1 protein-coding gene is annotated in these 18,776 nt (G+C 75.9%); it reads right to left on the minus strand.

Annotated features, from left to right (window positions below):
* Positions 1-3: 3 nt before the first annotated feature.
* Positions 4-18,711, minus strand: coding sequence for a non-ribosomal peptide synthetase (locus Sri02f_RS01710; RefSeq protein WP_108999239.1), 18,708 nt, complete (start codon positions 18,709-18,711; stop codon positions 4-6).
* Between the last annotated feature and the right edge of the window lie 65 nt (positions 18,712-18,776).

Consider the following 18,776-nt stretch of genomic DNA (forward strand, 5'->3'; position numbering starts at 1 on the left):
TCCTCACCGTTCGTCGTGGTCGGGGCCGCCGTACGCGGCGTCTTCGAGTTCGCTCAGCACCTGCTCCTCCACCAGTTCCGCCAGGGCGGCGACGGTGCGGGAGACCAGGACGTCGCGCGGGGTGAGCGGCACGCCGAACACGTCGCCGGCGCGGGAGGCGATGAGCAGGGCGCGCATCGAGTCGCCGCCCAGCAGGAAGTAGTCGTCCTCGGCGCCGACGGCCGTCTGCAGGACCTCCTCCCAGAGGGCCGCCAGCGCCTCCTCGGTGGGGGTGCGGGGCGCCACCCGCTCGGCGCGTGCGGGCGCCTCGGCGGGCGCCGGGGCGGGCAGGGCGGCCCGGTCGGTCTTGCCGTTCTCGGTGAGCGGGAAGCGGTCCAGGGCCACGAACGCCGAGGGGACCATGTGTCCGGGCAGCGAGCGGCCGGCCAGCTCCCGCAGTTCGGCGTCGGCGGGCGGCCGGGCGCCGGGGGCGGTGAGCAGGTGGGCGACCAGCCGCGGCAGCCCCGGTTCGTCCTCCCGCACGCTCACCACGGCGTCCAGCACGGCCGGGTGGCTCACCAGCGTGGCCTCGACCTCGCCGGCCTCGATGCGGTGGCCGCGCAGCTTCAGCTGGTGGTCGGCGCGGCCGAGGTAGTGCAGTTCGCCCGCGCTGTCGCGGCGCACCAGGTCGCCGGTGCGGTACATCCGGGTGCCGGGCGGCCCGTACGGGTCGGCCGTGAAGCGGGCCGCCGTCAGGCCGGGGCGGTGCAGATAGCCGCGCGCCAGCGCGGGTCCGCTGAGCCAGAGTTCGCCGACGACTCCGGGCGGGACCGGCCGCAGCCGGGCGTCGAGGACGTAGGCGCCGGTGGCGGGCAGCGGCCGGCCGATGGGCGGCGCGGTGCCGTCCGGGTCCAGGGGCGCGGACCAGGTGGCGACGACGGTGGCCTCGGTGGGCCCGTAGGAGTTGACCATCCGGTGGTGCGGCGCCCAGCGGGCCACCAGGTCCGCGCCGCAGGCGTCGGCCCCGACGATCAGCGTCTTCAGGTCGGGCAGCGTGCCGGGCACGTCCGGCGGCACGGTGGCGAGCGCGGCGGGCGGCAGCAGGGTGTGGGTGATGCGTCCGCGGTGCAGCACCTCGGCGAGGCCCGCGCCGAGCAGCGGGCCGGGCGGGGGGACGACCAGGCGGGCGCCGTGCGGCAGGGACATGCACAGCTCGAGCACGGAGGCGTCGAAGCTGGGCGTCGCGAAGGCCAGCACCCGGTCGCCGGGCGCCACCTGGTAGTGGGCGGCCTCGGCCGCCGAGAACGCGGCGATTCCGCGGTGGGTGACGACGACGCCCTTGGGGGTGCCGGTGGAGCCCGAGGTGTAGATGACGTACGCCGGGTCGTCCAGGTCGAGCGGGCGGGTGCGGTCGGTGTCGGTGGGCCGGTGGCGGGGCCCCTCGTCCGGCGGCGCGGCGAGCAGCCCGGCGACCTCCTTGGCGTCGAGGGTGAGGGCGGGGGCGGCGTCGCGCAGCATCAGCGCGATGCGCTGCTCCGGGTAGGCGGGGTCCACGGGCAGGAACGCGGCGCCCGCCTTGGTCACCGCCAGCTGGGCCAGCACCATGTCCGCCGAGCGCGGCAGCAGCAGCGCCACCAGGCTGCCCGGTCCCGCGCCGCGGGCGATGAGCCGGTGCGCGAGCCGGTTGGCGGCGGCCTCCGCCTCGGCGAAGGTCAGCAGCCGCCCGGACTCCTCCAGTGCCGGCGCGGTCGGCCACCGGTCGGCGGCGGCCTCCACCAGCGCGGGCAGGGAGGTCTGCGGCACCGGTCCGGTCTCGGGGCGGACGGGCCCGCGCAGCAGCCGGGCGTGCTGTTCGGGCGGCAGGACGTCGAGGTCGTCCAGGCGGGCGGTGCCGTCGCAGGCGGCCAGAGTGCGCAGCGTGTGCAGCAGTTGACCGGCGAGCGACGCGGCGGTGCCCTCGTCGAAGTACCGCGGGTCGTGGCCCAGTTCCACGGTGAGGTCGTCACCGGGTGAGACGACCAGGGTGACCGGGTAGTTGGTGGCCTCCCGGGCGTCCAGGTCGCGGAGCGTGAGCCCGTGCGCGCCCGCCGTGGCGTCGCCGACGGGGTAGTTCTCGAACACCACCAGGCTGTCGAACAGTGGTGTCCCGGACGGCAGTCGGGTCATGCGGTGCAGGGCGTGCAGCGGCACGTGGTCGTGACGGCGGTCCTCGGCGCGGGCCTCCTGCAGCGTCCGCAGCCAGGCGGCGCAGGGGGCCGCCCCGTCGACGGTGACCCGGGCGGGCAGCGTGGTGATGAACAGCCCGGTGATGGCGTCGGCGCCGGGCAGCTCGGTGGGGCGCCCGGAGACCGTGGTGCCGAAGCACACCGAGCGTTCCCCGCTCCAGCGCGCCAGCAGCAGCGCCCACACGCCCTGCACCACGGTGTTGAGGGTCAGGTGGTGCCGGCGGGCGAAGTCCTGGAGCCGGCGTGTGTGCTCGGTGCCGAGGCCCTGCGTCAGCCAGGAGCCGGAGCGAGCCGTGGCGTTCGGTCCGGGCCTGCGGTCGTAGGGCAGCGGGGTCGGCGCGGACAGGTCCGCCAGCACCGACCGCCAGTGCTCCTCGGCGGAACCCGTGTCACGGGCGGCGAGCCAGGCGGCGTAGTCCGCGAACGGCCTGCGCTCGACGAGCCTGGGTTGCTCGCCCCGGCTGAGGGCGGCGTGCGCGGCCATGACGTCGGACAGGACGTGGAAGACGCTCCAGCCGTCCAGCAGCACATGGTGGAACGTCCACACCATGCGTACCGCGTCCGGGGAGAGCCGGACGAGGGCGAGCCGCAGCAGCGGGGCCCGGTCCAGCGCGATGCCCCGGGCCCGCTCGTCGGCGAGCAGCCGCTCCAGTTCCGCCGCGCGGCGCTCGGCGGGCAGGGCGGTCCAGTCGTGCGTGGTCACGGGGAGGGTGACGTGCCGGTGCACGACCTGGAGCGGCACGGGTACGTCGCCGAGGGCGACGGATGTGCGCAGCACGGGCGTGCGGTCCACGACGTGCTGCCAGGCCTCGGCCAGCGGCCCCGGGTCGCGGGCCCCGTCGACGACGCAGGTGATCTGCTCGACGTACAGGCCGTGTGCGGCCTCGTCGATGCCGTGGACGACCATGCCGGTCTGGGTGGGTGTGAGCGGGTACACGTCCGTGACGTCCGCGCCGGTGCCGACGAGCCGGTCGACGGCCGCCTGGTCCAGCGGCGCCAGCGGGAAGTCGGAGGGGGTACGGCCGCCGGCGCCGGGCTCGGCGCAGTGCCGGATCAGCGCGCGCAGTTCGCCGGCCAGGCCGTCCGCCAGGCGGGCGACGGTCTCTGGCCGGTGCACCGCGACGGAGTACGACCAGGTGACCCGCAGTTCGCCGCCGGCCACCCGGGCCAGCACGTCGATCAGGTACGGCCGGTCCGCCGAGCGGTCCATGCCTCCGGTGAGGCCGTCGTGCGGGGCGTGCAGCAGCCCGTCCCCGGCAGGGGTCCCCCGGTCCTCCTGCCCGAGGTAGTTGAAGCAGACCGCGGGCAGGTCCGGCAGGTCGCGGCCGGCCGTCGGGTGCAGGTGGCGCAGGGCGCCGTAGCCGAGTCCGCCGTGGGGTACGGCCCGCAACGTCTCCTTGACCGTCTTCAGCACGGTGCCCGGGTCCGCGGTGGGCGCCGCGTCGAGGACGACCGGGTACATGGTGGTGAACCAGCCGGCCGTCCGCGCGAGGTCGACGTCCCCGAACAGCTCCTCGCGGCCGTGGCCCTCCAGGGTGACGGCCACCCGGTCGCGGCCCGTCCAGCGGGCCAGGACCCGGCCGAGCGCGCACAGCAGGACGTCGTTGATCCGGGTGCGGTAGGCCTCCGGGACGTCCTGGAGCAGCCGGCGGGTGTCCTCGCCGTCCAGCGCGACGGTCACGGTCTGCTCGTCGGCGGCGCGGTTGCTGCCGTCCGGGTGATCGGCGGGCAGGGGTGCCGTGGTGTCGAGGCCGCGCCAGTGGGCGAGTTCGCCGTCGAAGCCGCCGGCGGCGGTGTGGGCGGCGAGCCGCTGGGCCCAGGCGCGGAACGAGGTGCTCTTGGCGCCGAGGCCGGGCCGGTGGCCGTCGCGCAGGGCGCGGTAGGCGGTGTCGAGGTCCTCCAGCAGGAGCCGCCAGGACACCGCGTCCACGACCAGGTGGTGCGCGGTCAGCAGCAGCACCGGCCGTCCGCCGTCCCGCGGCCGGCACAGCGCGGCCCGCAGCAGCGGACCGGCGGCCAGGTCGAACCCGGCCGCGAGGGCGCCGGCGATCTCCGGGGAGGCGGCGGTGTCGTGCACCTCCAGGTGCGGGTCCTCGCCGGGCGCGGTGCCGTACTGCCGCCAGGTGCCGGCGCCGTCCGGCTCGTAGCGCAGCCGGAGCGCGTCGTGGTGCTCCAGCAGGGCGGCCAGGGCGCCCCGCAGCAGCGCCTCGTCGGCGTCGTCGGCCAGTTCGTAGGAGACCGCCTGGGCGAAGTGGGCCGGGTCGCCGGTGACGGTGTCGAGCAGCCAGTGCTGTACGGGGGTGAGTGGGACGTCGCCCACGACCGGGCCCTGTTCGGCTGCCGCGGCCACGGAGGCGCCCTCTTCCTCGGCGACCCGGGCGAGCGCGGCGAGGGTCTGGTGGGTGAACAGGTGCCGGGGATTGAGGGGGAGGCCGGCCCGGCGGGCGGCGGAGACGACCTGGATGCCGAGGACCGAGTCGCCGCCGAGCGCGAAGTAGTTGTCGTCGGCCCCCACCTCGGGCAGGCCGAGCACCTCGGTCCAGATCGCCGCGAGCGTGCGCTCCGCCTCGGTGCGCGGCGCCCTGCTGCCGCCCGTGGCCGCGACGTCCCGGCTCGGTGCCGGCAGGGCGCGCCGGTCCAGTTTGCCGGTGGCGCCGAGCGGGAGCCGGTCCAGGGACACGACGAGGGCGGGCACCAGGTGGTCGGGGAGGGCACGGGCGAGGAAGTCGCGCAGTTCGGCCGAGGCCGGGAGTCCCGCGTCGCGTGGCACCGCGTAGCCGACGAGCCGGCGGTGGCCGTCCTGCTCCACGACCCGGGCCGCCGCTGCGGCCACGGCCGGGTGGCGGGCCAACGCGGCTTCCACTTCGCCGAGTTCGATGCGGAAGCCGCGGACCTTCACCTGGTCGTCGCCGCGGCCGAGGTAGACGAGGTCGCCGTCGGCGCTCCAGCGCACCAGGTCGCCGGTGCGGTACATGCGGCTGCCGGGCGGCCCGAACGGGTCGGGCAGGAAGCGGGAGGCGGTCAGTCCGGGCCGGCGCAGATAGCCGCGGGCCACGCCGGTGCCGGCGAGGAAGAGCTCACCGGGCGCTCCGGCGGGAACCGGGCGCATCCGGTCGTCCAGGACGTAGGCGCGGGCGCCGCCCAGCGGCCGGCCGATCGGCGGATCGCGGTCCGGGTCGGCCGGGTCGCAGGTGAAGGCGGTGGCGTAGACGGTGGCCTCGGTGGGGCCGTAGATGTTGCGCACGTCGCAGCCGGGGATCGCCGTGCGGACCTGGCGGACCGTGCGGGCGGGCAGGTCCTCGCCGGCCAGCACCACCGTGTCCGCGCCGACGTGCACCGCGTCCTCCGCCAGCAGCCGGCCCAGCGCCGACGGGACCGCGCTGAGCAGTCCGGCGCGCCAGGGCTCGGTGCGCTCGGCCAGGGCCAGCAGGTCGCGCACGACCTCCACCCGGCCGCCGGAGAGCAGCGGCGAGAAGATCTCGAAGACGGAGACGTCGAAGTTGAGCGAGGTGGAGGCGACGACGTGTTCCAGTCCCCGGCCGGTGAACTCGGCCGCGGCCCAGTCGGTCAGGGCCAGCACGGAGGCGTGGTTCACCACGACGCCCTTGGGGCGGCCGGTGGAGCCGGAGGTGTGGATGACGTAGGCCGGGTGGTCCGGCAGCAGGGCGCCGTGCCGTTCGGCGTCGGCGACGTGGTCGCAGGAGGCGGCCGGGAGCCGGGGGTCGTCCAGCGGGATCCGGGTGAACGGGCCCTCGGGCAGCCGTGCGGCGCTCTCCGCGTCGGTGACCACCGCGTCGGGCCGTACGTCGTCCAGCAGGAACGCGATCCGCTCGGCCGGGTAGCGGGGGTCGACCGGCAGATAGCCGGCGCCGCTCTTGAGGACCGCCAGGAGGGCCACGACCAGGTCGGCGGTGCGGGGCAGGCAGAGGGCGACGAACCGTTCGGGGCCCGCGCCGGCGGCGATGAGCAGCCGCGCCAGCCGGTTGGAGCGCTCGTCCAGTTCGCGGTAGGTGAGGTGCCGGCCGTCGTGCACGACGGCGACAGCGTCGGGGGTGCGGGCGGCCTGCCGCGCGAACGCCTCCGGCAGGGTGCCGCGGGGCAGCGGGGCCGGGGCGCCGCCGAACCGGCCGACGAGTTCCCGGCCGGGGCCGGGCTCCAGCAGCGCCAGGTCGGCGAGGCGCCGGTCCGGGTCCGCGGCCATCTGAGTCAGCAGCGTGCGCAGGCTCTCGCCGAGCCCGGTCACGGTCGCGGCGTCGAACACGGCGGGGTCGTAGTCGAGGCTGACGGCCAGGGTGTCGCCGGGCGCGACGATGACGCTGAGCGGATAGCTGGTGGGCTCCACGTCCCGTTCCGCTTCCATGGCCAGCCCGTGCCGGGCCAGCGCCCCCTCGTCGAAGGGGTAGTTCTCGAAGACGACGATGGAATCGAACAGGCCGGTGCCGCCCGGCACTTCGCTCCACGACTGCACCTGGGCCAGGGAGACGAAGTCGTGACGCCGGGCCTCGGACTGGTCGGCCTGCAGCGCACGCAGCCAGTCCCGCAGCGGGCGCCGTCCGTCGACGTGGGCCCGGGTGGGCAGCGTGTTGATGAACAGGCCCACCATGGAGGTGACGCCCGGCAGTTCGGCGGGCCGCCCGGAGACGGTCGTGCCGAACACCACGTCCTCGCCGCCGCCGTAGCGGGACAGCAGCAGCGCCCAGGCGCCCTGCAGGACGGTGTTGAGGGTAAGGCCCGCCTGCTGGGCCGTCTCCCGCAGCCGCGCGGACACCGTGGCGTCCAGGGTGATCCGCGCCGAAGCGGAGGAGCTGCTCCGGTGGGCCTCGGCGGGCCGCCGGTCCCTGGGCAGTTCGGTGGGTGCGGTGAACCCGGCGAGCAGTTCCCGCCAGTACCGTTCGGCGCGGCCGGTGTCCTGTGCGGCCAGCCAGCGCAGATAGTCGGCGAAGGGCGGCCGTTCGGGCGCCTGCGGGCGGCGGTCGCCGGTGCGGGCGGCGTAGCGCTCGCCCACCTCGTCGAAGACCTGGGCGGCGCTCCATCCGTCGAGCAGCACGTGGTGGAAGGTCCACACCAGCCGTACCCGGTCCGCGGAGAGCCGGATGAGGGCCAGCCGCATCAGCGGCGCCGCGCCGAGGTCGATGCCCTGGGTCCGGTCCGCGGCGAGCAGCTCGTCCAGGTCGTGTGCGCAGTCCTCGGCGGGCCGCCCGGTCCAGTCGTGGTGGGTGACGGGCACGGTGGCCCGCTCCTGTACGACCTGGAGCGGCTCGGCGGTGTCCTGCCACTCCAGCCTGGTGCGCAGCACCGGGTTGGCGTCGACGGTGTGCTGCCAGGCCTCGGCGAGGGCGTGCGGGTCGGTGACGCCGGCCAGCACCAGCTGTACCTGGTTGACGTAGGTGCGGTCGTCGGCGTCGAGGAGGTTGTGGAAGAGCATGCCCGCCTGCATGGGGGTCAGCGGGTACACGTCCTCGACGCCCCGGCCGTCCCCGGCGATGCGGTCCACCGCCTGCTGGTCAAGACGGGCCAGCGGGAAGTCGGAGGGGGTACGGCCGCCCGCCCCGGGCCGGGTGCAGTGGGCGACGATCTCGCGGAGGGCTTGCAGCATGCCCTCGGCGAGCACGGTGACGGTCTCCTCACGGTGCCGTCCGCCGTGGTACCAGGTGATCTCCAGCCGTTCGTCCTCGACGCGGGCCACCACGTCCAGCAGGTGCGGGCGCAGGGTGCCGGGCGCCTCGGCCCCGCCCAGACCGCCGGGCACCGCGCCGACCAGGGCGCCGCCGCCGGCGGACCAGTCGAAGCGGCCCAGGTAGTTGAAGCTGATGCCGGGCATCGGTGTGCCGGTGAGGGCCTCGTCGCCGCCGAGGTGGCGCAGGGCGCCGTAGCCGAGGCCGCGGTCGGGGACGGCCCGCAGGCGCTCCTTGACCGCCTTCAGCGCACTCCCCCAGTCCCCCGCCGGGACGTGCAGGGCGACGGGGTACAGCGAGGTGAACCAGCCGATCGTGCGGGACAGGTCGACGTCCTCGAAGAGCTGGTCCTCGCGGCCGTGGCCCTCCAGGCCGACGGCGACGGTGTCGCGTCCGGTCCACTCGGCGAGCACCCGGCCGAGCGCGGTGAGCAGGACGTCGTCGACGCGGGTGCGGTAGGCGGCGGGGACCTTGCGCAGCAGGTCCGCGGTGCTCTCCCGGTCGAGCCGTACGGTCACCTCGCGGGTGTCGGCCGCGGTGTCGCCGCCCTCGCCGTCGACGGGGAGCGGCTCGGCGCAGTGCCGGGCGGCCGCGGCCCAGTGGTCGCGCTGCTCCGCGAAGCCTCCGCCGTCGACGCGCTCGCGCAGCCGGCGGGCCCATTCCCGTACGGAGGTGGTGCGGGCGGGCAGCCGTACGGGTCGACCCGCGGCGGCCTGCGTGTACGCGGTCTGGAGGTCCTCCAGCAGGATCCGCCAGGAGACGCCGTCGACCACGAGGTGGTGCACGACCAGCAGCAGGCGGGCGGGGCCGGGGCCGCCGTCGGTGAACAGCCGGGCCGTGACCAGCGGGCCGGCGTCCGGCCGGAATCCGCTGTGGGCGTCCTCGGTCGCGCCGTCCTCGGTGGTGGGCTCGCACACCCGGAGCAGCTCCGGCGCCGGGGCGTCCGCGTCGGTGACGTACTGGCGCCAGGTGCCGTCGCCGGCGAGGGCGAACCGGGCGCGCAGGGCGTCGTGGTGGGACCACAGGGCGGTGAGGGCGCGGCGCAGGGCGTCCGGGTCGACGGGGCCGGGCGTCTCGATCAGGACGGACTGGTTGAAGAACCCGGGGTGCGGCGGGCGCGGGTCGAGGAACCAGTGCTGGATCGGGGTGAGGCCCACCTCGCCGGAGACCGGTTCGGTACCGGCGACGGTGGCGGTGGTGCCGGTGGCGGCCGCGAGCGCGGCGACCGTGGGGTGGCGGAACAGGTCGCGGGGGGTGAGGGCGAGACCCGCGGTCCGGGCGCGGGAGACGACCTGGATGCTGAGGATCGAGTCGCCGCCCAGCATGAAGAAGTTGTCGTCCACTCCGACCCGCTCCACGCCGAGCAGGTCCGTCCAGATGCCGGCGAGGACGCGCTCGGTCTCGGTGCGCGGCGCGCGGTGGGAGCTGTCGCCGCCCACCGCCCAGTCGGGCGCGGGCAGCCGGCGCCGGTCGACCTTGCCGTTGGCGGTCAGCGGCAGCTCGGGCACCGCGACGAACGCGGCGGGCAGCATGTAGTCGGGCAAGGCGGCGGCGAGATGGGCGCGCAGGGCGGTGGCGGGCGGCACGGTGGCGCCCGGGGCCGGCACGAGGTGGGCGGCGAGGCGCTTGCGTCCGCCGTCCTCGTACAGGGAGACGACCGCTTCGGCGACGTCCGGGTGCGCGGTGAGCCGAGCCTCGATCTCGGCGGGTTCGACGCGGAACCCGCGGATCTTGATCTGGTCGTCGGCGCGGCCCACGAAGTGCAGCTCGCCGTCGGCGCTCCAGCGCACCAGGTCGCCGGTGCGGTACATCCGCTCGCCGGGCGGGCCGAAGGGGTCGGGGAGGTAGCGGGCCGCGGTGGCGCCGGGGCGGCCGGCGTACCCCCGGGCGAGTCCGGCGCCGGCGATGTACAACTCGCCGGGAACGCCGGGCGGTTGGGGCTGCAGAGCGCCGTCGAGGACGTAGGCGCGGGTGTTGTCCAGGGGGCGTCCGATGGGCAGCACGGCGGGCAGCGGGTCGCCCGCGCCGAAGACACGCCGGGTGGCGAAGGTGGTGGTCTCCGTCGGGCCGTACCCGTCGACCACGGTGAGCCCGGGGCAGGCGTCCAGGACCCGGCGGACGACCGCGCCCGGCACGGCCTCGCCGCCGGTCCACACCTCCCGGGCGCCGCGCAGGCACCCGGGGTCCTCCTGGGCGAGGAGGCGGAACAGTCCCGCGGTCAGCCACAGGCAGGTCACGCCCTGCTCGGTGACGGCGCGCCGGACCAGGGCGGCGTCCAGGTCGACGGGCGGGGCCAGGACGGCCGTGCCGCCGCGCAGCAGCGGCACCCACAGCTCATAGGTGGACGCGTCGAAGGCGTGCGGGGAGTGCACGAGGACCCGGTCGTGGCCGGTGAACGCGCCGTCCAGGGCGAGCGCGACGACGTCCCGCTGGCGCACCGCCACGCCCTTGGGGGTGCCGGTGGAGCCGGAAGTGAACATCACGTACTGCACCTGGTCGGGGTGGACCGCGCACGGTGTGAACGCCGTCGTCGGCAGGTCGTCACGGGTGTCGGCGCGCACCACACCGCCGCCGGGGAGCACGCCCCGGGCGGTCTCCTCCCACACGGCGTCCGTGAGCAGCAGGTCGGCTCCGGCCTCGGCCAGCATCCGGCGCAGCCGCTCCTGCGGCGCCCTGCCGTCCAGCGGCACGTACACGCCCCCGGTGCGCACCAGCGCCAGCTGGACGACGGCCAGGTCCGCCGAGCGGTCCATCAGCACACCCACCGGACGCTCCGCGTGTACGCCGAGCCCGGCCAGCCGCCCCGCCCACTCCGTTGCCCGCTCGTCGAGGTCGCGGTAGCTGAGGCGCTCGTCGCCCGTCTCCAGGGCGACAGCCTCGGGCGTGCGGCGCACCTGTGCGGTGAAGAGCCCGTCGACGGAGGTCTCGGGCAGCGGGACGGCCGTGTCGTTCCAGTCGTGCAGCACCTGCTCACGGCGGGCGGGGGTGAGCAAGGAGATCCGGTGCGGCGGGAGATGGGCGCCGGCGGGCATGCCGGCCAGAAGGACGGTGAGGTACTCGCTCATGCGCCGCGCGGTCGCGGCGTCGAACAGCTCGGGGTCGTAGCCGAGCCGGAGGGTGAGCTCGGCGCCCGGGTAGGCGACGAGGCTCAGCGGGTAGTTGGTGGTCTCGACGCCGTCCAGATCGCTCAGGCGCAGGTCGTGGGCGGCGGCGAGGTCGCCGTCGACCGGGTAGTTCTCGAAGACGACGAGACTGTCGAACAGGGGTGCGCGCTCGGGGAGTCCGGTGAAGGTGCGGATCCGGGTGAGGGGCACGTGGTCGAAGCGCCGGTCCTCGCTCTGGTCCTGCTGGAACCGGCGCAGCCAGTCGAGCAGGGCGGCGCCGTCCGGGAGCGCGGCGCGGGTGGGCAGGGTGGTGATGAACAGGCCGGTCATCGCCTCGGCGCCGGGCAGCTCGGGCGGCCGCCCGGACACGGTCGTGCCGAACACCACGTCGTCCCGGCCCGCCTGGCGCCCCAGCAGCAGCGCCCAGGCGCCCTGCACGAGGGTGTTCAGGGTGAGGCCCGAGGCGCGGGCGAACTCCTCCAGGGCCCGGGTCGTGGCGGCGGGCACCGTGGCGCGCACCGCGTCCGTGGACTCGGCGCGGTGGGTCTCGCGGGGCTCGCGGTCGTACGGCAGCGGGGTGGTCTCGGTCAGCCCGGACAGGCGGCGCCGCCAGTGCTCCTCGGCCTCGTCCCGGTCGCGTGCGCGCAGCCAGGCCACGTAGTCCCGGTAGGGCCGGCGGTCGGGCAGGGCGTCGTCGGCGGCGCCGGCATGGCAGGCGAACACGTCCGACAGCACCTGGAACAGGCTCCACCCGTCCAGGAGCAGATGGTGGAAGGACCACACCACGCGTACGGCGGTGTCGGAGACGCGGGCCAGCAGCAGGCGCTGGAGGGGGGCTCGGGCCAGGTCGATGCCGTCGGCGCGGTCGCGTGCGAGCAGGTCCCGCAGCCGCCGCCGGCGCTCGTCCTCGCCGAGGTCCCGCCAGTCCAGGTGGGTGACCGGCACGGTCGCCCGCCGCTGGACCACCAGCAGCGGCTCGGGCACGTCCTGCCAGACGGCCCGGCCGCGCAGCACCTCGGTGCGGTCGGTGACCCGCTGCCAGGCGGCGGCGAGGGCGCCCGGGTCGGGTACGCCGTCCAGCACGAACGTGAGCTGCTGCAGGTAGGCGCCGCTGCCGTCCTCGGAGAGGCCGTGGAAGAGCATGCCCGCCTGGGTCGGCGTCAGCGGCAGGACGTCCTCCACCGCGGCGGGGTCCTCCCCCACGACGTGGTCGACGGCCGGCTGGTCGAGCCGCGCCAGCGGGAAGTCGGACGGCGTGCGGACGGCGGCGCCCGGACGTGCGGCGTACCGGGCGAGCCCGGACAGCGCGTCGGCGAACCGGTCCGCCAGGTCCGCGACGGTGGACTCGTGGTGCAGCGCGTCCGAGAAGAACCAGGTGAACTCCAGCCGGTCCTCGTCGAGCCGGCCGACCACCTCCAGGGGGTGCGGGCGTACGGCGTTCGGGTCGGCGTCCAGCTCCAGCGGGCGGAGCACCCCGCGGTACAGCCCGTCCGCCGACTCCGGCGGCGTCATGCGGCCGAGATAGTTGAAGCTGATCTGTGCGGCCGGGGTGCGCGGGTCCCGCTCGGGTCCGCCCAGATGGCGCAGCGCGTCGTGGCCGATGCCGTGCCGGGGTACGGCGCGCAGCTGCTCCTTGACCCGCTTCAGTACGGCGTCCCACCCGGCCTGCGCCGGGACGGCCAGCGCGACCGGGTGCCGGGTGGTGAACCAGCCGACAGTGCGGCTGAGGTCCAGCTCGGGGAAGAGTTCCTCCCGGCCGTGTCCCTCGACGTCCACGACGACCCGTTCCCTGCCGCTCCAGTCGCACAGCACCCTGCCGAGGGCGCTCAGCAGCACGTCGTTGACCTGGGTGCGGTGGGTCTCGGGCAGGGTGCGCAGCAGGACGGAGGTGTCCTCGAGGCTCAGGCGCACCGTCACCGCGCGCGCGGAGGCGTAGGTGTTCGCGCCGTCGAGGTCGGCGGGCAGAGCGGGCTCCGTGCCGGGCACCGCCCGTGTCCAGTACGCCCGCTCGTCGTCGAAGCCGCCCTCGGCGGTGTGCGCGTTCAGCCGGCGTGCCCACTGCCGCAGCGGCGACGACTTGGCGGGCAGGGCCGTCGCGCCGTCGGTTCCGGACCGGCGGGCCCGGTAGGCGCGGTCGAGGTCGTCGAGGAGCACGCGCCAGGAGACGCCGTCGACGACCAAGTGGTGCACGGCCAGGTGCAGGACGGGGGGCCGTCCGGGGCCGCGGTCGTGCAGGACGGCGCGCAAAAGCGGCCCGCGGGCGAGGTCGAACGGCCCGAAGTGGGGGGTGTCGGTGTCCGGGCCGGTGTGGCGGGCCAGCGTGATGCGGGGCGCCTCCCCGTCGATGTGCCAGCCGCCCGGGGCGTCGCCCCCGCCCTCGGTGAAGCGGGAGCGCAGCGCGTCGTGGTGGGCGACCAGGTCCCCGAGGGCGCCCTCCAGCGCCTGCGCGTCCACGTCGTCGACGAGGTGGAGGGACAGGGCCTGGGAGAAGTGGCCGGCCCGCTCTGCGGCGGTGCCCAGCAGCCAGTGCTGGATGGGTGTCAGCGGCGTCGCGCCGGTGGCGCTCTCGAGGGCGGGCGCGGGCCCGCGCCGGGCTCCGGCGGCGTCCGTGACGCGGGCCAGGGCGGCCACCGTCTGGTGCCGGTAGACGTCCCGGGAGGTCACCGTCAGGTCCTCCTGCCGGGCCCGGGCCACCACCTGGATGCTGAGGATCGAGTCGCCGCCGAGTTCGAAGAAGTTGTCGTCGACGCCGACCCGTTCCAGGTGCAGTACGTCCGCCCAGATCGCGGCGAGCGTGCGCTCGGTGGGCGTGCGCGGCGCGACATGGTGCACGGCGCGCGCGGCCGGGCCCGGGGCGGGCAGCCGCCCGCGGTCCAGTTTGCCGTTGGGGTTCAGCGGCAGGGCGTCCAGCACCAGCACGGTGGCGGGCACCATGTAGTCCGGCAGCGTCCGGCCGAGCTCCCGGCGGACGGCCTCCCCTTCGACGGTCTGCCCTTCGGCGGGCACGACATAGCCGACCAGGCGGCGGTGCCCGTCGCTCTCGTTGGCGACGGCCGCCGCCTCCAGGACGCCCGGGCAGCGGCGCAGCGCCTCCTCCACCTCGCCCAGTTCGATCCGGAAGCCGCGCACCTTGACCTGCTGGTCGGCCCGGCCCACGTACTCCAGCTCGCCGGACGTGCTCCAGCGCACCAGGTCTCCGGTGCGGTACATGCGCTCACCCGGCGCACCGAACGGGTCGGCGAGGAACCGGGCGGCTGTGAGGCCGGGGCGGCCCAGGTAGCCACGGGCGAGGCCGCCGCCTCCGAGGTACAACTCGCCGGTCACGCCCGGCGGTTGCGGGCGCAGGGCGTGGTCCAGGACATAGGCGCGGGTGAGGGCGACCGGTCTGCCGATCGGGGGCGCCTGGTCGGGGAGCCGGTCACCGGCGTACCACGCGGTGGCGTACACGGTGGCCTCGGTGGGGCCGTAGACGTTGGCGATCGCGCAGGACGGCAGGGCGGTGCGCAGCTCGTGCAGCGTCTGGGCGGGCAGGGCCTCGCCGGCCAGGACCACCGTGTCCGCCGTCACCGGGCAGGAACCGCCCGCGACGAGGCGGGAGAAGACGGACGGTACGCCGCTGAGGAGCCCGGCGCGCCGGGGCCTCGGTGCGTCGGCGAGCGCGGGAAGGTCGGGGACGATCTCCACCGCGCCGCCGGTGAGCAGCGGGCACAGCAGCTCGAAGACCGACACGTCGAAGTTGAGGGAGGTGGACGCGATCACGTGCGCCAGCCCGTCGGCGTCGAACCGCTCCCGCGCCCACGCGGCCAGCGCGGCCACGCTGCGGTGCGTGACCACCACACCCTTGGGACGGCCGGTCGATCCCGACGTGTAGATGACGTAGGCGGGGTGGTCCGCGACCAGCGGCCGGATCCGGTCGGCGTCGCTCAGATCCGCGTCGCTCAGATCCGCGTCGCTCAGATCCGCGTCGCTCAGGTCCGCGTCGTCGGGTCCGGGGTGCGGGGCCCCGGTGAGGGCGGGCTCGTCGTCCAGGACGATCGGGGTGCAGTCCGGGGGCAGGGCGCGGGCGGTCCGCCGGGTCGCGACGACGAGGGCGGGGCGGGCGTCGGCGAGCATGAAGCGGATGCGTTCGGCCGGGTAGCCGGGGTCGACGGGCAGGTATCCGGCGCCGGACTTCAGCACCGCCCACAACACGGGCAGCAGGTCGGCGGAGCGCGGCAGGCAGAGCGCGACCAGCCGTTCCGGGGCCGCCCCGCGCGACACCAGCAGCCGGGCCAGCCGGTTGGCGCGCCGGTTGACCTCGGCGTAGTCCAGCCGGAGCGGGCCGCAGGTGACGGCCGTGCGCTCGGGCGTGCGGGCCGCCTGCGCCTGGAACAGCTCCGGCAGTGTGGCGTCGCCGCTCTCCCGGGCCGGACGTGCCGGCGGGTTCCAGGAGTCCACCAGTGTGCGCTGTTCCGCCGGGGACAGCATGGGCAGCTCGGACAGCGGCCGGTGCGGGCCCTCGGCCATGCCCTGCAGCAGGCGGTGCAGATGCCGGGCCATGCGAGCCACGGTCTCCGGCTCGAACAGGTCCGTGTTGTACTCGACCGTCAGCGTGCAGCCGCCGTCCGCGTCCGGCTGGAACTCCAGCACCAGGTCGAAGCGGGCCGCCGGGCGCGGCAGCGGATGGTCCTCGAAGCGCAGGCCGCCGGCGAGCGGCGGTACGGCGAAGGGCGTCTGCTGCACGACGAGTGCCTGCACCAGCGGGGTCCGGCTGGGATCGCGGGGCGGTGCGAGTTCCTCGACCACCCGGTCGAAGGGCACGCCCTCATGGGCGAAGGCGTCCAGCACGGTCGTCCGCATGGATTCCACGAACCGGTCGACGGTGGCCTTCTCGTCCACGTCGCCGCGCAGCACCACGGTGTTGGCGAAGAAGCCCGCGACCTGCTCCAGCTCGCGGCGGCCCCGTCCGTTGGTGACGGTGCCGAAGGCGATGTCCCGCTGCCCGGAGTACCGCGAGAACAGCAGGGCCGAGCCCGCGGCGAGCAGGGTGAACAGCGTCGTGCCGCGGCCCCCGGCCACGGTGCGCAGCAGGGTCACCAGATCCTCGGGCAGGTGATGCCGGTGTGCCGCGCCGGCCGTGGTGCGCACGGCCGGGCGGGGCCGGTCGGTGGGCAGCTCCAGGTGCTGGATGCCCGTCAGGTGCCGGCTCCAGTAGGCGAGGTCGTCGGTGTCCTGGCCGGTGTCGCGCTGCCGCTCCCAGACGGCGAAGTCGGGGTATTGGAGCGTGGGTTCGGGCAGGCCGTCCGGCTCCGCGGTGACCTCCGCGCGGTACAGGGCGGCGAGTTCCCGGGTGAGGACGCCCACCGACCAGCCGTCGGTCACGATGTGGTGCTGGGCGAGCAGCAGCAGGTGTTCGTCGTCGGCGAGCCGGACGAGCAGGGCCCGGGTGAGCGGGCCGGCCGACAGGTCGTAGGGGCGGCACAGTTCCTCGGTGAGGAGCCGTTCGGCGGCGTCGGGGCGCGCCTGGGCGGGCAGGTCGCCGAGGTCGGCCGTGCGCAGCGGCAGCGCGGGTTCGGCCGCGACGCGCTGCGCGCCCTGCCCGTCGAGGGTGGTGAACGTGGTGCGCAGGGAGTCGTGGCGGGCCGCGAGGCGCACCAGGATCCGGCCGAGGGCGCCGGTGTCGAGGGGGCCGCGCAGCCGCAGGGCCACCCCGGTGTTGTACTCGGTGCCGCCGGCGGTGAGGTCGTCCAGGAACCACAGCCGCCGCTGCGCGCCGGACAGCGGGAGGACGTCCTCGCGGGGGGCGCGCGGTATCGGCTCGGTGGGCGCGGCGGCCGACGGTTCGCCGAGCAGCGGGGCCAGCGCGGCGACCGTACGCGCGGTGAACACGTCCCGCACGGTCAGCCGCACGCCCAGTTCCTCGCGGATCCGGGCCAGGGCGCGGGCGGCGAGGATCGAGTCGCCGCCCAGTTCGAAGAAGTCGTCCGTCGCGCCGACCGCCGCCACGCCGAGCAGGTCCGCCCAGATCTCGGCCAGGGCCTGCTCCTGGGGGCCGCGCGGGGGCACGTGGCCGGACGCGGGGGCCCGCTCGGGGGCGGGCAGGGCCCGCAGGTCGGTCTTGTGCTGTGCGGTGAGCGGCATCCGGTCCAGTACGACCACGGCGGAGGGCACCATGTGGGCAGGCAGCACGGCGGCCACCGCCCGGCGCAGGGCGTCCGGATCCGGTTCGCGCCCGGCGCCGGCGGCGGTGACGTAGCCGACGAGGCGCTGTCGGCCCGGCTCGTCCTCCCGTACGACGACGACCGCCTCGCCGACGCCTTCCGCCCCGCGCAGGGCCGCCTCGATCTCGCCGGGTTCGATGCGGAAGCCCCGGATCTTCACCTGCCGGTCGAGCCGGCCGAGGAACTCCAGCTCTCCGTCGGTGGTCCAGCGGGCCCGGTCCCCGGTGCGGTAGAGCCGGGATCCGGGCGGCCCGAAGGGGTCGGCGACGAAGCGGGCGGCGGTCAGGCCCGGACGGCCCAGGTAGCCTCGGGCCACGGCGTCCCCGCCGATGTACAACTCGCCGTCCGCACCGGGCGGTACGGGCCGCATCGCCGCGTCGAGGACATGCACCCCGGTGTGCGGCAGGGGCGCGCCGATGGTGGGCGTGCCCCGGCCGGCGGTGAGCGGGCCGGTCCAGGTGGCGACGATGGTGGTTTCCGTCGGGCCGTAGGAGTTGATCATGCGGCGGTCCGGCGCCCAGCGGTCGACGAGCCCGGCCGGGCAGGCCTCGGCTCCCACGATGAGCGTGCGCAGGTGGCGTCCGGTGCCCTGGGCCGGGTCGGGCAGGGTGGCCAGGGCGGCCGGCGGGATGAGGGCGTGCGTGATGCGGTGCTCTTCGAGGACGGCGGCGAGTTCGTCGCCGAGCCAGGGTCCGTCCGGCGGCACGACGAGGGTGGCGCCGGCCAGGACGGAGACGAACAGTTCCAGCACCGAGGCGTCGAAGCTGGGCGAGGAGAACTGCAGCACGCGGTCGCCGGGGCCGACGGCGTAGCGCTCGGCGGCGGCCTCGGTGAACCCGCCGATGCCGCGGTGGGTGACGGTCACACCCTTGGGGGCGCCGGTGGAACCGGAGGTGTAGATGACGTAGGCCGCGTGGTCCGCACCTGCGGAACCGGCGACCACGCCGCCCTCGCCACGGCCGGTACCGGTCACCGCGGCGCTCTCGACCACCGCGCCGGCAGCCGGACGACCCCCGGTGTCCGGTCCGCCGGTACGGTCGTCGGCCCCGGGGGCGGTCGCGGTGCCACCGCGGTCCCCGGCTTCCGTGCCCTCCAGCACCGTGCGGACCAGCCGCAGGTCGTCCAGGGTGACCGCGGGGGCGCAGTCTTCGAGCATGAGGGACCGGCGTTCGGCGGGGTAGGACGGATCCACCGGGAGGAAGGCGGCGCCCGCCCGGGCGACGGCCAGTTCCGCCGCGATCAGTTCCATGGACCGGGGCAGGACCAGCGCGACCACCCGGTCCGGCGCCGCGCCGTCTGCCGCGAGACGGCCTGCCAGCCGGTCGGCGCGGGCGGCCAGTTCCCGGTAGGTCCAGGTGCGGCGGCCGTCGGTGAGGGCCGGCGCGTCCGGCGTGCGCTCCACCCACGCGGCGAAGAGGTCGCCGAGCGTGGGGTGCGCGGGTGCGGCGGCGCCCCGCGGCGCTCCTGCGGGCCGGCCGGCCCCCGCCGGGGAGGCCGCCGATACGTGCTTGTCGTGCAGGTCCGTCATGGGTGAAGGTCCTTACGGAAAGCGGGACGATGCGACGCGGGCCACGCCGGACGGCGCGATCGGCC

This window comes from Streptomyces rishiriensis (assembly GCF_003112535.1).
Lineage (GTDB): Bacteria > Actinomycetota > Actinomycetes > Streptomycetales > Streptomycetaceae > Streptomyces > Streptomyces rishiriensis.